General features: G+C 69.3%; 18 protein-coding genes. 5 read left to right on the top strand and 13 right to left on the bottom strand.

Translation table 11 applies throughout. The features are described from left to right. Positions 1–14: 14 nt before the first annotated feature. From ACIOVG_RS09305 to ACIOVG_RS09270, 8 genes are all read right to left on the bottom strand, one after another. Positions 15–1,250, bottom strand: coding sequence for a glycosyltransferase (locus ACIOVG_RS09305; protein WP_400872730.1), 1,236 nt, complete (start codon positions 1,248–1,250; stop codon positions 15–17). Positions 1,251–1,252: 2 nt separating this feature from the next. Then, positions 1,253–2,464 (bottom strand): glycosyltransferase, encoded by a 1,212-nt coding sequence (locus tag ACIOVG_RS09300; protein ID WP_400871975.1) that lies wholly within the window; start codon positions 2,462–2,464, stop codon positions 1,253–1,255. Positions 2,465–2,590: 126 nt separating this feature from the next. Next, entirely contained in the window at positions 2,591–3,460 is an 870-nt protein-coding gene (locus ACIOVG_RS09295; protein ID WP_400871972.1) for a dihydrodipicolinate synthase family protein, read from the bottom strand. Between the two features lie 39 nt (positions 3,461–3,499). Next, a complete protein-coding gene (locus ACIOVG_RS09290; RefSeq protein ID WP_400871969.1) occupies positions 3,500–4,240 on the bottom strand; it encodes an SDR family oxidoreductase in 741 nt (246 codons plus the stop codon). Continuing rightward, complete coding sequence (locus ACIOVG_RS09285; protein WP_400871966.1) at positions 4,237–5,091, bottom strand: carbohydrate ABC transporter permease; 855 nt, start codon at positions 5,089–5,091, stop codon at positions 4,237–4,239. Before ACIOVG_RS09285 ends, ACIOVG_RS09290 begins: the two co-directional genes overlap by 4 nt. After that, positions 5,088–6,026 (bottom strand): carbohydrate ABC transporter permease, encoded by a 939-nt coding sequence (locus ACIOVG_RS09280; RefSeq protein WP_400871963.1) that lies wholly within the window; start codon positions 6,024–6,026, stop codon positions 5,088–5,090. The genes ACIOVG_RS09285 and ACIOVG_RS09280 overlap by 4 nt, the downstream gene beginning before the upstream one ends. Before the next feature lie 78 nt (positions 6,027–6,104). Continuing rightward, entirely contained in the window at positions 6,105–7,406 is a 1,302-nt protein-coding gene (locus ACIOVG_RS09275; protein ID WP_400871960.1) for an ABC transporter substrate-binding protein, read from the bottom strand. Between the two features lie 81 nt (positions 7,407–7,487). Next, the gene (locus ACIOVG_RS09270; protein ID WP_400871957.1) at positions 7,488–8,471 is read right to left on the bottom strand and encodes a phosphoglycerate dehydrogenase; all 984 of its coding nucleotides are present in this window, start codon (positions 8,469–8,471) and stop codon (positions 7,488–7,490) included. 134 nt (positions 8,472–8,605) lie between these two features. Between ACIOVG_RS09270 and ACIOVG_RS09265 the strand changes: the two genes are divergently transcribed. Then, positions 8,606–9,673: a zinc-binding dehydrogenase gene (locus ACIOVG_RS09265; protein WP_400871954.1), complete on the top strand. Its 1,068-nt coding sequence runs from the start codon at positions 8,606–8,608 to the stop codon at positions 9,671–9,673. A 24-nt stretch (positions 9,674–9,697) separates the two neighbouring features. On the opposite strand, the gene ACIOVG_RS09260 is transcribed toward ACIOVG_RS09265, so the two are convergent. After that, positions 9,698–10,348, bottom strand: a complete 651-nt coding sequence (locus ACIOVG_RS09260) for a GntR family transcriptional regulator (RefSeq protein WP_400871951.1) — start codon at positions 10,346–10,348, stop codon at positions 9,698–9,700. A gap of 131 nt (positions 10,349–10,479) precedes the next feature. Between ACIOVG_RS09260 and ACIOVG_RS09255 the strand changes: the two genes are divergently transcribed. From ACIOVG_RS09255 to ACIOVG_RS09245, 3 genes are all read left to right on the top strand, one after another. Then, positions 10,480–11,067, top strand: a complete 588-nt coding sequence (locus ACIOVG_RS09255) for a hypothetical protein (RefSeq protein ID WP_400871949.1) — start codon at positions 10,480–10,482, stop codon at positions 11,065–11,067. 140 nt (positions 11,068–11,207) lie between these two features. Continuing rightward, entirely contained in the window at positions 11,208–12,560 is a 1,353-nt protein-coding gene (locus ACIOVG_RS09250) for a DUF2252 domain-containing protein (protein WP_400871946.1), read from the top strand. Between the two features lie 31 nt (positions 12,561–12,591). Beyond that, complete coding sequence (locus ACIOVG_RS09245) at positions 12,592–13,884, top strand: glycosyl hydrolase (protein WP_400871943.1); 1,293 nt, start codon at positions 12,592–12,594, stop codon at positions 13,882–13,884. Here ACIOVG_RS09245 and ACIOVG_RS09240 read toward each other — a convergent pair. The 4 genes from ACIOVG_RS09240 to ACIOVG_RS09225 form a co-directional block, all read right to left on the bottom strand. Beyond that, positions 13,881–14,909, bottom strand: a complete 1,029-nt coding sequence (locus ACIOVG_RS09240) for a LacI family DNA-binding transcriptional regulator (protein ID WP_400871940.1) — start codon at positions 14,907–14,909, stop codon at positions 13,881–13,883. The two genes, ACIOVG_RS09245 and ACIOVG_RS09240, sit on opposite strands and share 4 nt — an antisense overlap. Before the next feature lie 112 nt (positions 14,910–15,021). Next, on the bottom strand, positions 15,022–16,653 hold the full coding sequence (locus tag ACIOVG_RS09235) for a fucose isomerase (protein ID WP_400871937.1): 1,632 nt from the start codon (positions 16,651–16,653) through the stop codon (positions 15,022–15,024). Beyond that, entirely contained in the window at positions 16,650–18,218 is a 1,569-nt protein-coding gene (locus ACIOVG_RS09230; protein WP_400871934.1) for an FGGY-family carbohydrate kinase, read from the bottom strand. Before ACIOVG_RS09230 ends, ACIOVG_RS09235 begins: the two co-directional genes overlap by 4 nt. Positions 18,219–18,380: 162 nt before the next feature. Then, on the bottom strand, positions 18,381–19,367 hold the full coding sequence (locus ACIOVG_RS09225) for a LacI family DNA-binding transcriptional regulator (protein WP_400871931.1): 987 nt from the start codon (positions 19,365–19,367) through the stop codon (positions 18,381–18,383). Between the two features lie 83 nt (positions 19,368–19,450). Between ACIOVG_RS09225 and ACIOVG_RS09220 the strand changes: the two genes are divergently transcribed. Then, positions 19,451–20,041 carry a hypothetical protein gene (locus tag ACIOVG_RS09220; protein ID WP_400871928.1) on the top strand — a complete coding sequence of 197 codons (591 nt, stop codon included), beginning with the start codon at positions 19,451–19,453 and terminating at the stop codon, positions 20,039–20,041. Positions 20,042–20,055 lie beyond the last annotated feature (14 nt).

Genomic DNA, 20,055 nt, shown 5'->3' with positions numbered 1-20,055 from the left:
CCCCGGCACGACGCTCAGTGCGCCGCCGCGAGCACCCGCTCGTAGACCTCGACCATCGCCGCGGTGCGTGACGACTGGCGGAAGCCCTCGACCACGGCGGGCACCGGCGTCGGCGCGGTTCCTGCGGCGATGTCGGCCACGGCATCGCGCAGCGTGTGCGCGAGGGCTGCGATCCGCTGCGCCTCCTGCTCACGCGACCCCGGCGCGGCGGACGACTCCGCCACCGCCCACAGACCGCCGCCGAGCTCGGCGGCGATGTCGGGGTCGCAGATGACGGATGGGGTGCCGAGGGTCGCCGCCTCGAACGGCGTCATGCCCTGCGTCTCGAAACCGATCGAGGTCTGCACGAGCGCATCCGCGGCGGCGATGCGCGCCAGCGTCTGCGGGTAGGTGAGCCGTCCCGAGAACCGCACGTGCGCATGGTCGGCGACGATCTTCTCCGCCGCGGCACGCTGCGCTCCGCCGCCGATGATCTCCAGGTCGGCATCCACCCCCGAGGCCACGAATGCCTCGAGGAACGGGAGCAGCCGCTTCTCCGGACTCATCCGCCCGAGCCACACGAAGCGCGGACGACCGGGCTCGCGCTCGGCCGGAGCCGCCGCGAGCGTGGCATCGCGCACCTCATCGTCGATGCCGTTCCAGATGACGTCGACGGGCGTGAACACGCCGTGCTCCTCGAGCCGACGCGCGAAGTGGGTGGAGGGGGCGGTCACCGCCGACGCACCGACCGCGAGGCCGCGCAGGAACGCCCAGCCGTCGGCGCCCCGGACCGGAGCGCCGATGCCGCGCAGGGCCGCACGCCGCCAGGTGTTGAGCACCGCGAGCACCGGCTTGTGCAGCGGAGTGACCGCGGCGATGCCGACGTCGACGCGGTTGTGCATGGTGTGCACGACGGGGATGCCGTGGCGCGCGGCGTAGCGGTGGCCGATGTAGGCGCCCCAGAAGTCCGCCTGCACGTGCACGATGTCGACCGGAGGGCGGTGCGTCATCGCCCGGTCGAGGAAGCGGTCGGTCGCACGGCCGGGCCAGCTCATCGAGTACTCGCGGTCGGTCGTGATCGGCACCGACGGCAGATCGATGTTCCCCGCCGGCCGCTCCGACGGCGCGGCCGCACGCGGCCCGTGCATCCTCGGCGCCACGACGGTCACGGTGTGGCCGGCGCGCTCGAGGAACTCCCGCTGCAGCCGCATCGACACCTGCGCCCCGCCGAGCGAGTCGAGGTGCTGATCGCCGAAGAAGACGATGTGCATCGTCACTCGGGCAGGGGCTCGTCGCGGTACAGCGCCTCGAAGGTGTCGAGCGTGCGGTTGATGTCGTGGATCGCCACGCCGTCGAGGGAGGCCTGCTGCATCCGCTCGAACTCCGCAGGCTCGGCCGTCAGCACATCCGTCATGCGGGCCGCGAGTGCATCCACGTCACCCGGCGGGAAGAGGTACCCGTTCTCGCCGTCGTGCACGAGGTGCGGGAGGGCGACCGCATCCGCCGCCACGATCGGCAACGCCGAGGCCATGGCCTCCATGGTCGCGATCGACTGCAGCTCGGCGATCGAGGCGATCACGAACAGGCTCGCCCGCGACAGCAGCGCGCGCAGTTCCTCGTCGGTGGTGCGTCCATGGAAGGTCACGCGGTCGGCGAGTCCGAGCTTCGCCGCAAGGGATTCGAGCTGCTTGCGCTGGTCGCCGCCGCCGACGATGTCGAATGTGGTGCCGAGTGCCGGGTCGAGCTTGGTCATCGCCTGCAGGATGACCTCGACCTGCTTCTCGGCCGTGAGCCGGCCGACGAAGATGATGCGGTTCTGCTCGCGCGCCCCGAGCACGGGCGTGTACTGCGAGGCGTCGATGCCGCAGCTGACCGGGATCACACCCGAGACGTCGATCGAGCTCTCGAGGAAGTCCGCCGCGCGCCGGGTGGGGGTGGTGATCGCGCGCGTGAGGTCGAGGGTGCGCTTGGCGTCGCCCCAGGCCCACTTCAGGATCTGGTCGTCGATGAACTTCGGGAACGTGCTGTGGTCGAGGATGTTCTCGGCCATCACGTGGTTCGTCGCGATCACCGGGATACCGCGCTCGTGCGCGATGTACGCCAGGCCGCGGCCGATCACGATGTGCGACTGGATGTGCACGACATCGGGCTTGACCCGGTCGAGCACCGCGCGCGCGTAGTGCTTGCTGCGCCACGGCCACACGAAACGCAGCCAGTCGTGCGGAGCCCAGCGCACCGACGGCAGGCGGTGCAGCGTCATCGGCTCACCCTCGATCACCTCGGTGTGCGGCTGGGCGCGGCGGTAGGCCTGATTGGGCGCCACGACGTGCACGTCGTGGCCGCGCTGCACGAGACCGGCGGCGAGGCGCTCGGCGAAACGGGCGGCGCCGTTGATGTCGGGCGCGAAGGTGTCGCAGCCGATCAGGATGCGCAACGGTCGCTTCCCGGTCTCGGGAGCACTCGGATCGGAGGAGGAAGAAGACATGCTGCCTTACGGTACGGCGGCCAAGGAAAGCCCTGGTCGGGGCGCTGGCCACTCTACCCGAGGGGTCTGCGCGCACGGCCCAGGCGTACCGGCATCCTCCGGAAGCGGTACGCCCGAGCGCCGCGGTCAGCCCAGGCGCGCCACCGCGCGAGCGACGAGAGCCGCCTCCTCGGCGTCAGGGGCGTCGATGGCCATGCGCACGACCCCGGCCGCCACACCGAGCTCGGCGTACGCGGACTTCATGCGGCCCATGTCTCCGCGGATCGCGTCGACCGCCTCGTCGACATCCGCCTGCGCCTGCGCGAGTGCGGAGGCGTCGCCGCTCTCGGCCGCGGACCGGAGCGCCCTGAACGGCTTGGGGAGCACCGACGAGATGCCGGACACCACCCCCTGTGCCCCGTGATCCGCGGCGACCGCCAGATCGCGATCGCTGCCGGTGTACAGGATGAAGTCGTCCGGGACCTCCGCGCGGTACGCCGCGATCTGCGCGAGCGGCTCATCGCTGATCTTCGCCCCCACGATGTGCGGCAGCTGCGCGATGCGCGCCAGGAGCTCGGCCGAGACGAAGTTCCCCGTGCGCGCGCGGAAGACGTAGACGTAGACGTCGAGACCGGCTGCCGCATCGGAGACCGCCCGGTAGAAGTCGAAGAGCCCCTCGTCGCTGGCCCGCAGGTAATACGGGGTGATGACAGCGATCTCGGTGGCCCCCGCGTCACGCGCGGCGTCGATCAGCCGCCGCACCTCGTAGAGGCTGGGCGCACCCACGTGCACGATGACCCGCATGCGCCCGCCGAGCTCCTGCATGCTCGCCTGGGTGAGCGCGACGCGCTCCTCGAAGGACAGCGCGGGGAATTCTCCCGTGGTGCCGAGCACGAAGGCACCTTCGTTGCCCGAGGCGGCGACGAAGCGGAGGATCTCGCGCGAACCCTCCAGGTCGAGTGATCCGTCGCCCGCGAAGGCAACGGGGACGGCGGTGATGATGTCACGACGGGACATGTCTCTCCTGGTGTGTGGAAGGGATCCTGAGCGTTCGACTCAGGCGTATGAGGTGTTGGTGGTCGGCGTGAACACGATCTCGTTGACGCAGACGCGCGCAGGCAGCTCGGCGATCCAGCGGATGGCACCGCCCACGTCGTCCGCGGTGAGCATGAGCTCGCGCTCCGTGGCGCTGGGAGGGTTCGGTCGGGTGTCGAGGATCTCGGTGGCCACCTCACCGGGGCAGAAATGGGTGGCGCGGATGCCCTGCAGCCGTTCCTGCGCGTTGATGGTCTCGGCGAGTGCGCCGAGAGCCGTCTTGCTGGTCGAGTATCCGGCGCCCACGCCAGGGGCGAAGCGCCAGCCCGCCCACGACGACACCAGCATCACGAGGCCCCCGCCGCGCTCGCGCATACCGGGGAGCACGGCATGGACGGCCCTCATCGCGCCGGTGAGATTGATGTCGACCACCCGCGCGTAGTCCTCCGGGGTGGTGTCGGCCCAGAAGCGGTTGCGTACGTTGGTCCCCGCGCTGTAGATCAGCACGCCGACTCCGCCGTGCTCCTCACGGATCCGGTCGGCGGCGCTCTGGACGGCATCCGCATCGGAGACGTCCAGCGGCAGAACCACGCCTCTCCCTCCCGCGGCGGTGATCTCCTCCACCGTCGTCACGAGCTCCGCGCGGCGGCGCCCGGAGACGACGACGGTCGATGCGGATGCCGCGAGGGCGACGGCGGCACCGCGACCGATTCCGGATCCGCCCCCGAGAACCCAGACGACTCCGACCTGCGCCACGCTCATCCCTTCGTCGCCCCCGCCGTCAGACCGCTCACCACGTAGCGCTGTGCCAGCAACGCGATGATCATGACGGGCACGGTGATCACCACGGCAGCCGCCATCAGGCCGCCCCAGTCCACGGCGGCGTAGCTGGTGAAGTTGACGATCGCCACCGGCAGGGTGCGCGTGTACTGGTTGGAGAGCACGAGCGCGAACAGGAAGTTGTTCCAGCTGAAGATGAACGAGAGGATCGTCGCCGTGGCGATCCCCGGCACCGACAGGGGCAGGACGACGCGCACGAAGGCCCCGAGCTTGCTCGATCCGTCGATCTGCGCCGCCTCCTCCAACTCCTCGGGGATGCCCTCGAAGAAGCTCGACATGATCGCGACCACGAGGGGCATGGTCACGAAGATGTGGGTCAGGATCAGCACCGTGTACGAGCCGACCAGCTGCACCTGCGAGAACAGGAAGTACCACGGGATCAGCAGGCTGACTCCCGGGATGATGCGCGCCATGAGGAGATAGGCGGTGGCGTTCTTCGTCTTGTACCGTGCGATGCCGTACGCGGCGGGGACCCCGATGATCAGCGCGAACAGCGTCGCTCCCACACCCACGACGATGCTGTTCAGGATGATCGGTCCGAAGGCCTGGGCACCGAACACGGTGTCGAAGTTCTTCAGAGTGGGCGTGAACGAGAAGGTCTTGCTCGGGTCGATGATCTCGAGGTTCGTCTTGAGGCTGGCCAGCAGCATCCAGATCAGCGGCGCGATGAAGGCGAGGACGACCACGAGGATGCCGAATGCGCGTATACCTCCCGCGATGATCTGTGCGGGACGACGACGGCGGCGGGTGGCCACGACGGATGAGGGGTTCACAGCTTCTCCGCTCTCTTGCGCAGGATCGCGAGGACGAGGAGGACGAGGATGATGAGCAGGAAGAACAGCATCAGCAGTGCCGAGGCCCTTCCGTAGCGCGAGTACTCGAACGCATCGCTGTAGGCCAGGATGTTGAGCGTCTCGGCCTCGTGGCTGGATCCGCCGCCGCGCCCCTTGGTGGCGTAGATGATGTCGAACGTCTTGAGCGCATCGATCGAGCGCAGGATCGCCGCCGCACCGATGACCGGCGAGAGCAGCGGCAGCGTGATGTGCCAGAAGCGCTGCCAGGCGTTCGCCCCATCCACGCGCGCGGCTTCGTCCGGCTCCTCCGGAAGGGTGGACAGACCGGCGAGCAGGATGAGGATCACCATGGGTGTCCACTGCCAGACGTCGATGAAGATCAGCGTGTTGAGTGCCGTGTCCTTGTCGGAGAGCCACCCCTGCGCCGGCAGCCCCAAGAACTTCATCAGGACATTGGCGAATCCGATGCTGGGCTCGAAGATCACCAGCCACATCATGCCGACCGCCACCGGCGTGGCGACGAGCGGCAGGAGGATGAAGACGCGCACGATCCCCTGACCGCGGAACGTCTTGCGCAGCAGCAGGGCGATCGCGAGACCGAGCACGAGCTCGATCGCGAGGGCCATGACGGTGAAGTAGGCGGTGCGCGCGGCCGCTGGCCAGAATCGCGACGTATCGCCGAGCCAGTGCGCATAGTTCTCGAAGCCGACGAAGTCGAAGGGGCGGGTGACCGCACCCTGCGCGTTCGTCAGCGACAGGAAGATCGTGTAGCCGACGGGGAACGCGATCAGCAGGGTGATGAACACGATCGACGGCGCGATCAGGATCCACTTCAGGTGGGCGTCGACCCAATCGATGGGCTTGCGGCGATAACCTCTCGCCGGCGACAGGGGCGTGAGCGATGTGCTCGACATCTTGGTCCTCCTCGACCAGTGGGAGACCGGGAGGATGCCGGAGCAGAGGCACATGCGCGCTCCGGCATCCTCTGCGGATTACTTCTCCGAGTCCAGGAGGTCCTGGAACTCGGCGTTCGCGGATTTCGCCGCGGAGGCCACATCGCCGCCCTCGATCGCGGCGATGGCAGGACCGCCGATGATCTCTCGGGCCGCGGCGACCTGCTCGAGCTGCGGACGGTCGTGTCCGACACCGTCATCCCCGACGTTGCGGATGATCTCCACCAGGCCGGCGGGGAAGCTCGCCGCCGCGTCGTCGTCATCCCACGCCGATTGACGCGCGACGGGGACGGTGCCCTCCGAGAGCAGCCACTTGGTGTTGGCCTCATCGGAGACCCACTTGATGAACTCCCAGGCGGCGTCCTTCTTCTGAGAGAAGGCGTTGATGCCCACGGTCTGCGGAACGATGTTGTAGAACTTCGAGCCGGCCGGCCCCGCCGGGAAGCGGGCGAAGGCCACCGAGTCCACGACCGCGGAGTTCGACTCGTCGAGGAACGTGTAGGCCTGGCTGTCGGCATCCAGGTAGAAGGCGGCGTTGCCCTGGGCGAAGATCGCGGAGGCCTCGACCCATCCCATGTTCGCCGCACCGGGAGGACCGTAGTTCTTCAGGAGGTCGCCATAGAACTCGGTCGCCTCGATCGCTTCGGGGCTGTCGATCGTCGCGTTGCCGTCCTCGTCCTGGAAATCTCCGCCGTAGCTGTAGATGAAGGAGGACAGCTGCGTGACCAGCGGCACCCGCGCCCCGCGCATCGCGATGCCGTAGAAGCCGTTGTCCGGGTCGTCGAGCTGTGCGGCGGCTGCTTCGAGCTCATCGAGAGTGGTCGGAGGGGTGATCCCCGCCTGCTCGAGCAGGTCCGAACGGTAGTACACGATGTGACGCTCGGTCATCACGGGCACGCCGTAGACGACGCCGTCGAGCTCGACGGCATCGCGGGCCGCGGGCTGGAAGTCCTCCCAGTTCCATTCGGCGTCCGACTCGACGTATTCGGTCATGTCGGTGAGCCAGCCGTTGCGCGAGAACTCGCGCATGACGTCCTGTACCTGGTAGCCGAAGATGTCGAAGTCCGAGGACTGGGCGTTGAGCTTGACCTTGAGCGTGTCGTTGAGCTGCTCGTTGCCGTACGCCTCGATGTTGACCTTGATGCCGGTCTCGTCCTCGTACTTTCCTGCGAGGGTCTTGAGCCCTTCTGTCCACGGGCTGTTGGCCGCGATCACCGTGAGTTCGGTGACCTCGTCATCGCCTCCGGCAGAGGGGGCGCCGTTGCAGGCCGCGAGGCCGAGAACCAGCGCGCCGACGACCGGGACGGCGAGGGCGATGCGTTTTGGGTTGCTGCTGAACATCTTTGTTCCTTTCTGATGCGGGAGGGTGATTACTGATGCGGGAGGGTGATCTCTGATGCGGGAGGGTGATCGGGAGGAGAGTCAGTTGGCGAGGTTCGCCGGCCGGCGACCCGAGAAGACGTCGACGATCGCCTCGGCGGTGGCCCAGCCGATCCGGTCGTACGCCTCGACGGTGTCGGCACCGGCGTGCGGAGCGGTGACGACACCCGAGTGGGCGAACAAGGGGTTCCGCGGATCGACCGGCTCGTGCTCGAAGACGTCGAGTCCGGCCCCGCCGATACGCCCGGACTCGAGGCCCCGCACCAGCGCGGCCTCGTCGACCAGGCCCCCGCGGCTGGTGTTGATGAGCAGAGTCCCTTCGCTCATCCTCGTGATGAGCTCGTCGTTCACGAGATGATGGGTCGCCGGAAGATGAGGCACGTGCACGCTGACGATGTCGACGTCGGCGACCGCGTCCTCGAGCGGAACGAGGGCGACGCCGAGCGCGGCTGCGTGCGCGGGGTCGGCGTAGGGGTCGTATGCCTTGATCGTGACATCGAACCCGGAGAGCCTGGCGGAGAGCAGGCGCGCGATCGCGCCGAATCCGAGAAGGCCGATGCGCGTGCCGGCCAGCTCCCGTCCGACATAGCGATCCCAGCGCCCCGCGCGCGCCGCCTCATTCATCTCGGGCAGCCGTCGCAGAAGCGACAGGATGAATCCGAGGGCCAGCTCGGCGACCGCCTCGGCGTTGCCGCCGGGCACATTGACCACGTCGATCCCGCGCGCACGGGCCTCCGCGAGATCGACGTTGTCGAGCCCGACGCCCAGACGCGACACGATGCGCAGCGATGCGGCTTCGGCGAGCGCCGGCTGGTCGAAGACCTCGACCCCGGCGACCGCGGCGTCTGCGGAGCGGATGAGCTCGTGCAGCTCCGACGCGGTCCACGGCACGGTGGTCTGGTTCTCGATCAGCGTGAAGCCGTTGTCGATCAAGAGCTGTCGCCCTCGCCCGCAGAGTTCCGCGTAGCGCACCGCTCCGACGATCACGGTGCGTCCGGCACCGACGGGTGCTGGTCTGTCGCTCATCCTGCTGCCCTTCTCGAGGTGCGCAGGATGTCCTGTCTGTCACCGTCGACGAAAACTGAAACTGTAAAACTGTTAACAATCAACATATGCCAGACTGAAGATCGGGTCAAGACGTCGCAAGGAAGGGACCTCTCATGCAGGCGATACAGCTCTCCGCACCCGGCATCCTCACCGCGATCGAGCGCGATGTGCCCACCGTGCCCGCTGGCCACGCCCTGGTCCGCGTCGACCTGGTGGGACTCTGCGGATCGGATGCGAGCTACTTCACGCGAGGGGCGAACGGAGACTTCGTGGTGTCAGAGCCGCTCGTCCTCGGTCACGAGGTGATCGGCACCGTGACCGAGATCGGCGCCGTCACCGAGATCGGCGCTGTCACCGAGATCGGCACAGGGAGTTCCGGCGCGCCCCGGGTCGGCGACCGCGTGGCGGTGCACCCGGCATGGCCGTCGCCGCGCCAGGGCGAGAGCAGTGTCGCCGCGGATCTCGCACTCGAACGCCCCTCCTTCCTCGGCACCGCCTCCACTCGACCGCACAGCGATGGCGGGCTGCAGGAATACCTCTCGGTACGCGTGGAACGACTTCGCGTCCTCCCCGAGGCCCTGCCTCCCACCACCGCGGTCCTGGCAGAGCCGACCGCGGTGGTGCTGCACGCGCTCGGGAAGGCGGGCGACGTCAGCGGAGCGGAGGCGTTCGTCTGCGGCGCGGGACCGATCGGCCTGCTGACCGTGCTGGCGCTGCAGCGCGCGGGCGCGGCACGCGTGACCGTCTCGGACGTCCGGCCCGCCGCACTCCAGCTCGCCCGTCGACTCGGTGCCGATGCGATCGTCGACGCGTCGCACACGCCCGTGCCGGAGTCATCCGTCGACATCGCGATCGAGGCGACCGGAGTTCCCGCCGCGCTGGCGAACGCGATCGCGGCGACCCGGCCCGGCGGTCGGATCGTCCAGCTCGGCATGCTGCCCCGCGATCCGCGCCCCCTGTCGCTCTCCGCTCTCGTGACGAAGGAGCTCCGGCTCTTCGGCTCGCACCGATTCCTCGGCGAGCTCGACGCGGCCGTCCAGCTCTTGGCATCGACGCCGAACGCGGCCCGGATCGTGACGACCGTGATCCCCTTCGCTCAGGCCGCACTCGCGTTCGAGGCCGTGACGGACCCCGCCGTGGTGGGGAAGGTCGCCATCGCCGTGAACGAGCCGGTCACCTGACCGGCGCAGCGAGCGGATGCGCCGTCAGTCCTCCGGCGGGACGGGCAGCGCGTCGCGCACGTGCGCCTTGGCGAGCGTCAGGTGCAGTTGCAGGCGCTTGACTGCCGCATCGGCGTCTCCCGTCCTGACGATGTCGAGGAAGCCCTGATGGTCGACGGTCGCGGCGGGGATGTCCGGAGTGTCACTCATCTCGAACAAGATCGCGAAGGTGCGCTGATACGGTCTCCACGCCTCGATCAGCCGACGATTGCGCGAGAGCGTGTAGAACGACGTATGGAAGTCCATGTCGGCGTCCGTGAACATCTCGACATCGCCGAGCTCGCCGGCCGCGCGCATCCGATCGACGATCGCCTGCACGCCGTCCCACTCCTTGGCGCTGGCGCGCGAGACCGCCAACCGGATGGCGAGGGTCTCGAGCGCCTCGCGCAGCTCATAGAGCTCTTCGACACCCTCCAGACCCAGGCCTCGCGCGTACAGGCGCTTGCGGCGGCTCTCCAGCAGGCCTTCGCTCTCGAGCTGGCGGAGCGCATCGCGGATGGGGCCGCGGCTCACGTCGAATCGTGTCGCCAGGGCATCCTCGGCGAGATGAGTGCCCTGCGGGACGACCCCGGTGATGATCTCGACCCGCAGGCGATGAGCGATCTGCTCCCCCATGGCCAACGGGCGTACATCCACCGCGTTCCCCCAAATTCATCTGACAGTTAACAGTTGTCGGTGAACTGAGTGTCACTCACGAGTGCGGACCCCGTCAAGTCGCCGAGGCCGGAGGCTCGCGACGCGCGACGATCACCCCGTACCGTGGAGGCATGCGACTGACTGCCGACGCCGATCCCGCCCTGTGGATTCCCGTGACGGACTCGCTCGGATGGCGAGGACGTCGCCACCGCAAGGCGGCGATCCGGATGCTGCTGGGCCAGGCGAACTCGGCCCTCGGCGCGACAGAGCGCCCCGGTTCGCGCTTCGGCGCCTGGGCGATGAGCCAGGCCGCGCCCTTCATGATGCGCCAGGCCGACGGCCGCGTGCTGGTGTGGACCTGGAAGGCGGAACCGGAGCTCATCGTGGCCATGGCGACCGCGCAGCAGCTCACGCCCGACGTGCGCATCGCCCGCGCGTCGATGCCGATGGACTACGACGACACCGTCTCGTTCCCCTCACGTCTCGGCGTGGGCGAGAAGCTCGTCGTACCGGTGCCCGCGTCTCCTTCGGCGCCGCCGTTCGCGACCTACACCTGGGACACCGGCACGCACCTGATCACCGTGACGGCGGTGTGCAGCGACCGCGAGCGGTTCGGCACCGTGATCGGAGCGCTCGACGACCTGGCGCGCAGCATCCGCATCGCCGACGACCTCACGGGCGGCGAGTCCCCCGACGTGCTGCGGCTTCCGCCCGCCTGAGCTGGCGCCAGGGTAGGCGATCACTCGAGCGTAGGCAGATTCTCCCCGAATCGTCCTGCCTCCGTGCATTCACCTACCGCCGCGAACTCCGTCGGCGCACCCGCCCACCTGCCCACCTGCCCACCTGCCACAATGACCCCATGAACTCCGAGTGGGCCGCACCGGCCTCGCACCGCGACCTCCTCGACCGCGGCATCGCCGCCCGCAAGCGCACGCCCCGCCGCGCCCTGGCCGAGCTGGCCGGCGGCGCCCGCAACCCCCTCGGCATCCTCGCCGCGCAGAACCGCGATCGCATCCCCGACCTGGTCCCGCTGCGGGCGGAGCGGATGGCGGTCAGCCCCTTCACGTTCTACCGGGGAACCGCGGCGCTGATGGCCGCAGATCTGGCCGATGCCCCGCACAGCGGCATCCTCGTCGCCTCCTGCGGAGACGCGCACGTGTCGAACTTCGGGTTCTACGCCTCGGCGGAACGCAGCCTGATGTTCGACCTCAACGACTTCGACGAGGCGGCGTGGGCCCCCTGGGAGTGGGACGTCAAGCGGCTGGTCGCCAGCATCGTCGTCGGCGGGCAGGCGTCCGGTCGACCGGATGACGTGATCGACGAGGCCGTTCGCGGAGCGGTCGCGACCTATGCGCGGGGAATCGCGCGAGCGACCGAGCTGAGCCCCACGGCGCGCTACTTCACGCACTTCAGCGTCGACTCGGCCAAGGGTCTGCTCGACAAGGCATCGCAGAAGGTGATCCGCGGCGCCGTCAAGCAGGCCGAGCGTCGCACCGGCGAGCGCGCGGTGCGAAGGCTCACCGAGGTGGATGCCGACGGCCGACGGCGCTTCCTGCCGCAGGCGCCCACCACGACCCCGGTCGGCGCGGAGGTGCACGACCTGGTCCAGGACCTGGTCGCGCAGTACCGCCGCACAGCGAGCGCCGATGTCGCCCTCCTCTTCGAGCACTTCGCCGTGAGCGACATCGCCCGGCGCGTGGTCGGCGTCGGCAGCGTGGGCACCCGCTGCTACCTCGTGCTGTTCCAGGACGGCGAGGGCCACACGCTGTTGATGCAGCCGAAGCAGGCCTCTCGCAGCGTGCTCGAGGAGTACGGCCGCATCGCGCAGCCCGCAGCCCTGCAGGAGGTGATCGAGGCCTCCGGCGAAGGCGCCCGCGTCACCTCGATGCAGCGCATCCTGCAGGCCCTCTCGGATCCGTTCCTCGGTCACCTGCGCGGTCCGAACGCCGACTTCTACGTGCGGCAGTTCCACGACATGAAGGGGAGCATCGACGTCGAGGAGCTCGAGGACGGGCCGTTCATCACGTATGCCCAGGCGTGTGCGGCGACGATCGCCCGTGCGCACAGCCAGTCCGTGACGGCATCCGAGGTGGCCGGCTACATCGGCAGCGGACGCGTGGTCGGGCAGGCCCTGCTCGACTGGGCTCGCGCGTACGCCGAGGTCTCGCTCGCCGACTATCGGGCCTTCCTGGCGGCATCCGCCGAGTCGTGATCTTCCCGAACTAAATCGGTATAGTTGCCGCATGAACGCTCCGCTGCGCTTCGGCGCCAACTACACCCCGCGCTCGCAGTGGATGCACGCCTGGATGTCGCTCGACCTCGATGAGGTGCGCCGTGACTTCGCGGCCCTCGCCGAGCTCGGCCTCGACCATCTGCGCATCTTCCCGCTGTGGACGGTGCTGCAGCCGAACCGCACACTGATCCGTGCCGAGGCCGTCGACGACGTGCGCGCCGTGGTCGACGTCGCCGCCGAGTTCGGGCTCGATACGAGCGTCGACGTGATCCAGGGGCACCTGTCGAGCTTCGACTTCATCCCCTCGTGGCTGTTCACGTGGCACGACAAGAACATGTTCACGCACCCGGACGCTCTCAGCGGTCAGGCCGAACTGGTCACCCGCCTCGGCGAGCGCCTGGGCGACGCCTCCAACTTCCTCGGCTTCACGCTGGGCAACGAGACGAACCAGTTCTCGGCGCAGACCCATCCCTCCCCCTGGCCGGTCACCGAGGCCGAGGCGGCGAACTGGATCGCGACCCTGCTCGACGCGGCGCACGCCTCCGCCCCGGCGCAGCAGCACGTGCACAGCGAGTACGACGCCGCCTGGTACATGGACGGCCACGGCTTCACCCCCGCACTCGCCTCGCGCCTGGGCGACATCACGACCGTGCACTCCTGGATCTTCAACGGCACCGCGCAGCGCTACGGCGGCCGGTCCGTCGCCTCCGACCGCCATGCCGAGTACATGATCGAGCTCGCACGCGCATTCGCCACCGATCCGCACAAGCCCATCTGGCTGCAGGAGGTCGGCGCCCCGTCGAACTGCCTGACGCCAGAGCAGACGCCGGACTTCCTCGAGGCGACACTGCGCTCGGTCGTGCGCACCGACGACCTGTGGGGCGTCACGTGGTGGTGCTCGCACGACGTGAGTCGCAGCCTCGCCGATTTCCCGGAGCTGGAGTACACCCTCGGGCTGGTCGACCAGAACGGCGAGGCGAAGCCGATCGGCCGCCGCTTCGCCGAGCTGATCCCCGAGTTGCGCGAGCGCCGGCCCGCTCCGGCGCGCCCGCTCGGCATCGTGGTCGAGGTCGATGACGCCGATACCCCGATCAGCCGCGGGGCGATGAGCCCCGGCGGGGCGATCTTCCAGGCCTGGGTCGACGCGTGCGCCGCCGGAGCGGATCCGGCCTTCGTGACCTCACGGGATGCCGCGAACCCCGATGTGCTCGCCGCGCGCGGCATCACCGAGCTGGTTCGCCCCGCCGTCGAGCCGTGGAACTACGCCTCGCAGAACACGGTCGTCGAGCACCGCGCGGTCTAGCGCGGTGGGGGCGCGGCGGTGCTGTCGCGCACCGTGATCTGCGGCACCGCGGCGGCGCGGTCGGGCAGCACCTCTGGCGACTCGATCTGGGCGAGTAGGAATGCGGCGGCATCCGCTCCGAGCCCGAAGGTGTCGCGCGTGGCGCAGGTGATCGACGGATGCACGAGCGCCGCCACGACCGAGTCGTCGAACGACGCCAGCGACAGGTCCTGCGGCACCGGCACTCCCCGCTCCTGCGCCGTGCGCAGCCCGGCGATCGCCATCACGTCGTTGTCGAACACGACCGCGGTCGGCGGCTTTGAGGCGTCGAGCAGCCGGCGGAGCACCGCGGATGCCGCGGACGGCGACGAGTCGGTCGGGATGACCTCGCCGGCAACCCCGCGATCCGCGAGCGCCGCGAGCTCCTCGGCGCGCAGGCGGGTGTGCTGGAACTCCTCCGGCCCCGCCACGTAGGCGATGGAGCGGTGGCCGAGTGCCGCGAGATGGCCGAACACGGTGCGCGCGACCTGGCGATCGTCGATCCAGAGGGTGGCCGGGTCGCTCGCGCGCGAGGCGATGCTGCCGATCACGACCGCGGGAAGTCCGAGTTCGCGCAGCGTCGGCAGCCGCGGATCGTCGTCGCGCGGGTCGATCACGATCACGCCGTCGACCTGGTGCGCGCTGCGCCAGCGGCGATACGTCGCCACCTCGTCATCGACCGAGGAGACCAGCACGGTCTGCAGCGCGATGCGCTGCGCCGCGAGCGCCGACTGGATGCCGGCGATCAGGTCGGTGAAGAACGCCTCGGCTCCGAGCGTGCGGGCGGGGCGGTTGACCGCGAAACCGATCACCCCCGCCCGCGCTCCGGTGAGCGCGCGGGCGGTGGAGCTGGGCAGCCAGTCATGCTCCTCGGCGATCGCGAGGATGCGCTGCCGCGTCTGCTCGCTCACCCCGGGGCGGCCGTTCAACGCGAACGACACCGCCCCGGGTGAGACTCCGGCCAGGCGCGCGATATCCGTGATCGTGACGCGCTTCACCGGGGGCATCCCCTCACTGTATTCGAGGGGTCGGGCTCGCCCAGGTAGGCGTTCACCCCGGCGTAGGCCGATCCGCTGAGGATCCTCCTACACCGGGGCATTCACCTTCCCTGCCGACGGCTCAGACCGCGACGTCACCCACCAGGTTGACCTTGATGCCCATGCCGGCGAACATCGCGGCCTTCGCGATCAGGGCCTTGTCGGCGGTCTCGGCGTCGGGCGCGTAGACCGTCTGGGCGTGGTTGGCCTTGTGGCGGGCCATGAACTGGTCGCGCGAGATGCCGTGCAGCACCACGTGGGCGATCGGCCACTCCGGGTTGGTCGCGTCCTTGCGGCGCTGAGTCTCCTCCGCCGGCAGCTCGACCACCGAGGCGCGGAAGATGTCGGCCTGCAGGATGCCGTCGGCGATGAAGACGCGCGACAGCACGAGCTCGCCGGGCTTCGAGACGCCGTTGATCGTGGCGCCGCCGGCCGGGAAGAACACGTGGCCCTGACGCCATCCTTCGGCGTTCTGCCATCCGCCCAGGTGCGATGCCGGAACCGAGCCGGAGATCTCGTAGACCCACACGAACTGTCCGTCGTAGTCCTCGCCCCAGCGCACGTCGTGCAGGGTGTTGTCGGGCACCAGGCCCATGGCGCGCCACACGCGATCGGTCACGAGCGCGTCGACCGCGACGCCCTCGTCGGCCTCGTTGAAGTGCGGGAACGCGCGGCCCTCGTGCAGCACGCGCGAGCCGTCGCGCGAGGTCACGGGAGGACGCTCGGTGGAGTTCAGGATGCCCTCGGCCAGGTCGGATGCCGGCACCAGGTCCTTCAGACCCTGCTGGTACTGGATGCCGACCGCGTCGAGGCCGAAGTCGTCGGCGATGCGGAGAGCGGCGATGTACATCTTCAACTGCCACTGCACCTGCTCGCGCGTGAGCTCGGTGGCGGCGTCCTCGCCGTAGACGAAGGTCATGCCCGCGTCGATGAGCCAGTCGTAGGCGGCATCCGCCTCGTCCTCGCGGACGTTCAGCATCTCGGCGTACAGAGCGGACTGCGACAGACGCTCCTTGTAGATGCCGGTCTTGTTGAGCAGCTCGTCGTCGAAGATCGCGTTGTACATGCCCATGCAGCCCTCGTCGAAGACGCCGATGATGGCCTTCTCCGCCAGGAGCTCGGCGGCGAGCGCCTCACCCAGCTGCTTCTCGGGGCTGTCGGGCAGCTCGGGCAGGGCGCGCACGTGCGAGGCGTCATGCGTGATGGCGCCGGTCTCGGTCCACTCCTTGATGCCGGCACGGAACCACTCGTCGGTGAAGTCGACCGACCAGATCGTCGCGTACGGCTTGTCCATCTTGGTGAGGCCGGCGTTCAGACCGAGCAGTCCGACGAGTCCGGGCCAGTCGCCCGCGAAGTTCGCGACCGTGAGGATCGGACCCTGGTGCGTGCGCAGACCGGCGAGCACGTGGTGCGAGTACTGCCACACGGCCTCGGCCACGATGAGCGGCGCGTCGACGGGGATGTTCTTGAAGACCTCGAGCCCCATGCGCTGGCTCGAGATGAAGCCGTGGCCGGTCTCAGGGTCGACGTCGTTGGCGCGGATGACGGTCCAGCCGAGGTCGTTGAAGACGCCGGTGACGCCCGCCTCGAGCTCGACCTGCACGGGCCAGCCGCCGGTGTTGGCGGCCTCGCGCAGGTCGCCCGAAGCGATCAGGTACGCGGTCTTGGGTGCGGATGCCGGACGGGATGCCAGGGTCGGCAGTGTGTAGGTCATGATTCCTCCGTTGATGACGTCGTGGGGCGGGTGTGGGCTGCTGAGCCTGTCGCCGCCCGCTGGTCGGCGGCGAGTTCGTGGACGACATCCGCGGTCGCCGCGTACAGACGCACGTACCGGTCGAACAGGGTGTCGTAGGTCGCGCGCAGGGCGGCGTTCGGGGTGATGGTCTGCGCGATCGGGTTCCAGTCGGTGATGAGCGGGACCTCGGCGATGGCGTCGACCGCACTGGCGGCGACTGCAGTGGCGGCGAGGAACGCGGCGCCGTAGCTCGCGCCGATGGTCGTGGCCGGCACCTCCTGCACCAGCCCGGTCACATCGGAGACCACCTGGAGCCAGAGCTGCCCCTGGGTTCCCCCGCCGACCGCGACGATGCGGCGGATGTCAGCACCGGCCGCGCGCATGGTCTCGACGTTGTGACGCACACCCAGCGCGGTCGCCTCGAGCGCCGCGCGATACAGGTCGCCGCGACCGTGCTCGAGCGTCAGACCCGCGATCACGCCGCGGGCGTCCGGGTCCTGGATCGGTGTGCGTTCACCGGCGAAGTAGGGCAGCATCAGCAGACCGCGTGCGCCGGGGCCCGATGCCTCGGCCTCGGCGAGCAACTGGGGATAGTCGGCGTCCGTGAGGTCCGTGAGCCAGGCGGTCAGGGCGCCGGAGGTCGAGAGGCCACCGGCGAGGTTGCGGGTGCCGGGGAACGCACCGGCCGTGGTCCACATCGAGGGGGTGCGCAGCGTCTCCTCGCCGGTCGCCACGCTGTTCGTGAAGACCATGAACATCGTGGTGCCGTACATGAGCATGAGGTCGCCCGCGTCGTGCGCGCCGACGCTGACGGCCTCGGTCCAGGCGTCGATCGTGCCGGCGATCACGGGGGTTCCCGCTGCGAGGCCGGTGAGGGCCGCCGCGTCGTCGGTGACGGAGCCGGCGACGTCGCCCGCCCAGGCGAGCCGTGGCTGCGCGATGGTCGCGGCGTACTGCTCCCAGAACGGGGCATGCCACTGCTCGTTCTCGATGTCGTAGAGCGGTGAGACCTGGCTGGCCGACTGGTGGTCGAGCACGTAGGCGCCGGTGAGCTTGCGGGCAAGCCAGGATGCGGGCATGAACAGTCGGCGCGCGCGAGCCCAGGCGTCCGGCTCCTCGTCGGCGACCCAGGCGATCTTCGGCCCGCCGGCCTGCGAGGTCAGTGTCGAGCCACCCACGCGGGTGATCTCCTCGACGCCGAGTTCGGCGATCATCCGCTCGATCTGCGCGCCGGCGCGGGTGTCGACGCCGTAGAGGATCGCGGGGCGCACGGGCTCGTCGTCCTCATCCGCGAGCAGCACGCAAGGCCCCATGCCGCTCACGCCGACCGCGGTCACATCGGCGTCGGGGTGGGCGCTCAGGAGTTCACGGGTGATCGAGACGAACTCGTCCCACCAGATCGCGGCATCCATCTCGACCCAGCCGGTGCGGGGGCGGGCGACGTCATGCGCGCGGGTGGCCGAGGCGATGATCGCGCCGTCAGCGGCGACCAGCACGCCTTTGGTGCTCGACGTGCCGACATCCACTCCGAGAGTGCATCGCATGGCGTCCTCCTCGATCGCGCTGGCTCTCCGAAAGCGTAGCTGAAATCGATTTCAGAGTGCAACTACGGATGCGGCGCCTCGGAGATCAGCGGAATCTCGGAGCGATTCAGTCAGCGAGGTCCGAGATGACGCAGATCTCCGAGATACCGCAGGAGGAACTACTCAGGCGCGCACAGCGCTGGCGTGCTGCACCTCGCCGCGCAGCACGACCGTGCGCGCGGGCTGGGCGTCTCCGCCGATGCGCTCGAGCAGCATGCGCGCCGCCGTGACGCCCATGTGCCGGGCAGGCAGCCGCACCATGGTGACCGCGGTCGGCGACAGCGTGGTGAACGGCAGCGAGCCCACGACGGCCACGCCGATCTGCGGTGGCGTGAGCCCCCGCTCGGTGAGCACCTGGATCGCCCCGACGCCGATGAGGTTGTTGCCGGCGACGACGGCATCCGGCGGTTCGGGGAGGTCCAGCAGCTCCTCCATCGCCGCACGGGCACCGTCGACGCGGAAGGTCGCGAAGCGCTGCAGCGCGCCGATGTCGGTGTGAGTGTCGGCGGCGGCGAGTGCGGCCCGCCACCCGGCCGCACGGTCGGCGGCGGTGTCGATGTCCTCCGGGCCGCCGATGTACGCGATGCGCCGGTACCCTGCCTCGATCAGCGACTCGGTCGCCGCGATGCCGGCCGCCCTGTTCGCGATCACGACGCCGTCGACGTCATACCGGGTGGCCCGGTCTACGGCGACGACGGGACGCCCCGTGGCGAGGATGCTGTCGAGACTCGTCGCCTCGGATGCCGTCGCGATGATCACGCCCGACATGTGCTCGGCGATCGCGATCTGCAGGTACGTCGCCTCCTTCTCGGTCTGCGAGTCGGAGTTGCACAGCACGACCGAGTATCCGGCCTCGGAGGCGACATCCTCGACCCCGCGCGCCATCTCGGTGAAGTACGGGTTCTCGATGTCGGGGATGACGAGGGCGATGACCTCGGAGCTCTGCGTGCGCAGGGAGCGCGCCGTGCGGTTCGGGGTGAAGTTCAGCTCGGCAGCAGCCTTGCGCACCGCGGCGACCTTCTCGGCCGAGACGCTGGTGCCGTTGAACACCCGTGAAACCGTCGCCGGCGAGACGCCCGCACGTTCCGCGACATCGTAGATCGTCGTCATGGGCACTCACTGTAACCGATTTCAGTATGACTGCGGAGGTCCGATCACGCAGGAGCGGGCATCGGATCTGACATGCTGGAGGCATGGAACCGGAGTCGCACGCAGCACCGGGAGACTCCCGTGCGCGACTGGCGAAGGCGCAGAGCTCCGCGACGTCCTCGGCTGTGCGGATCACGCAGGCCCTGGGCGGCATCATCGCGCTGACGAGCCCGCAGCCGCCGGCGAATCAGCCGCTGTGGCGACGCGTCGACGTGTTCGCGCGGGCGGATCTCGGCGAGGTCATCAGCCCCGGCGCACAGAAGGACATCGCTGACTCCCTCCGCCTTCTCGTGACCCTGCACAACCGGCTCACCGATACGCGATGGACGCCCCCGACGGCTCACGATTCGGCGGGACGAAGCATCCTCACCGGGCACGGCGGCGGAGTCACCACCACCACCTCGACCACGACAGCGACCACGCTCGAATCGGTCGAGCTCCTCGCCGATGTCCTCCGCACGGTCGCCGGCTCCCTCGAATCCCTCGACACCCGGCTGACCGCGCAGACCGTGTTCACCGCGGCGCTGCCGATCTCGATGCGCGCGTACGTCCGAGAGATCCAGGCCGCCACCGCCCGCGTCTCCACGCAGCCGGATGACGCCTGGACGTGGGAGTCGCACCTCGACGCGGACTGACGGCACGCGCACCG

Source organism: Microbacterium sp. NPDC087591 (assembly GCF_044743625.1).
GTDB lineage: Bacteria > Actinomycetota > Actinomycetes > Actinomycetales > Microbacteriaceae > Microbacterium.
Note: the sequence above shows the minus strand (reverse complement) of the source record. Positions and strands in the feature narration are given on the sequence as shown.

What these genes read in the sequence shown, in the direction of transcription:
- ACIOVG_RS09305 (WP_400872730.1), bottom strand. Translation starts at nt 1,250, where the DNA reads ATGCACATCGTCTTCTTCGGCGATCAGCACCTCGACTCGCTCGGCGGG.
- ACIOVG_RS09300 (WP_400871975.1), bottom strand. Translation starts at nt 2,464, where the DNA reads ATGTCTTCTTCCTCCTCCGATCCGAGTGCTCCCGAGACCGGGAAGCGA.
- ACIOVG_RS09295 (WP_400871972.1), bottom strand. Translation starts at nt 3,460, where the DNA reads ATGTCCCGTCGTGACATCATCACCGCCGTCCCCGTTGCCTTCGCGGGC.
- ACIOVG_RS09290 (WP_400871969.1), bottom strand. Translation starts at nt 4,240, where the DNA reads ATGAGCGTGGCGCAGGTCGGAGTCGTCTGGGTTCTCGGGGGCGGATCC.
- ACIOVG_RS09280 (WP_400871963.1), bottom strand. Translation starts at nt 6,026, where the DNA reads ATGTCGAGCACATCGCTCACGCCCCTGTCGCCGGCGAGAGGTTATCGC.
- ACIOVG_RS09275 (WP_400871960.1), bottom strand. Translation starts at nt 7,406, where the DNA reads ATGTTCAGCAGCAACCCAAAACGCATCGCCCTCGCCGTCCCGGTCGTC.
- ACIOVG_RS09270 (WP_400871957.1), bottom strand. Translation starts at nt 8,471, where the DNA reads ATGAGCGACAGACCAGCACCCGTCGGTGCCGGACGCACCGTGATCGTC.
- ACIOVG_RS09265 (WP_400871954.1), top strand. Translation starts at nt 8,606, where the DNA reads ATGCAGGCGATACAGCTCTCCGCACCCGGCATCCTCACCGCGATCGAG.
- ACIOVG_RS09255 (WP_400871949.1), top strand. Translation starts at nt 10,480, where the DNA reads ATGCGACTGACTGCCGACGCCGATCCCGCCCTGTGGATTCCCGTGACG.
- ACIOVG_RS09250 (WP_400871946.1), top strand. Translation starts at nt 11,208, where the DNA reads ATGAACTCCGAGTGGGCCGCACCGGCCTCGCACCGCGACCTCCTCGAC.
- ACIOVG_RS09245 (WP_400871943.1), top strand. Translation starts at nt 12,592, where the DNA reads ATGAACGCTCCGCTGCGCTTCGGCGCCAACTACACCCCGCGCTCGCAG.
- ACIOVG_RS09240 (WP_400871940.1), bottom strand. Translation starts at nt 14,909, where the DNA reads ATGCCCCCGGTGAAGCGCGTCACGATCACGGATATCGCGCGCCTGGCC.
- ACIOVG_RS09235 (WP_400871937.1), bottom strand. Translation starts at nt 16,653, where the DNA reads ATGACCTACACACTGCCGACCCTGGCATCCCGTCCGGCATCCGCACCC.
- ACIOVG_RS09230 (WP_400871934.1), bottom strand. Translation starts at nt 18,218, where the DNA reads ATGCGATGCACTCTCGGAGTGGATGTCGGCACGTCGAGCACCAAAGGC.
- ACIOVG_RS09225 (WP_400871931.1), bottom strand. Translation starts at nt 19,367, where the DNA reads ATGACGACGATCTACGATGTCGCGGAACGTGCGGGCGTCTCGCCGGCG.
- ACIOVG_RS09220 (WP_400871928.1), top strand. Translation starts at nt 19,451, where the DNA reads ATGGAACCGGAGTCGCACGCAGCACCGGGAGACTCCCGTGCGCGACTG.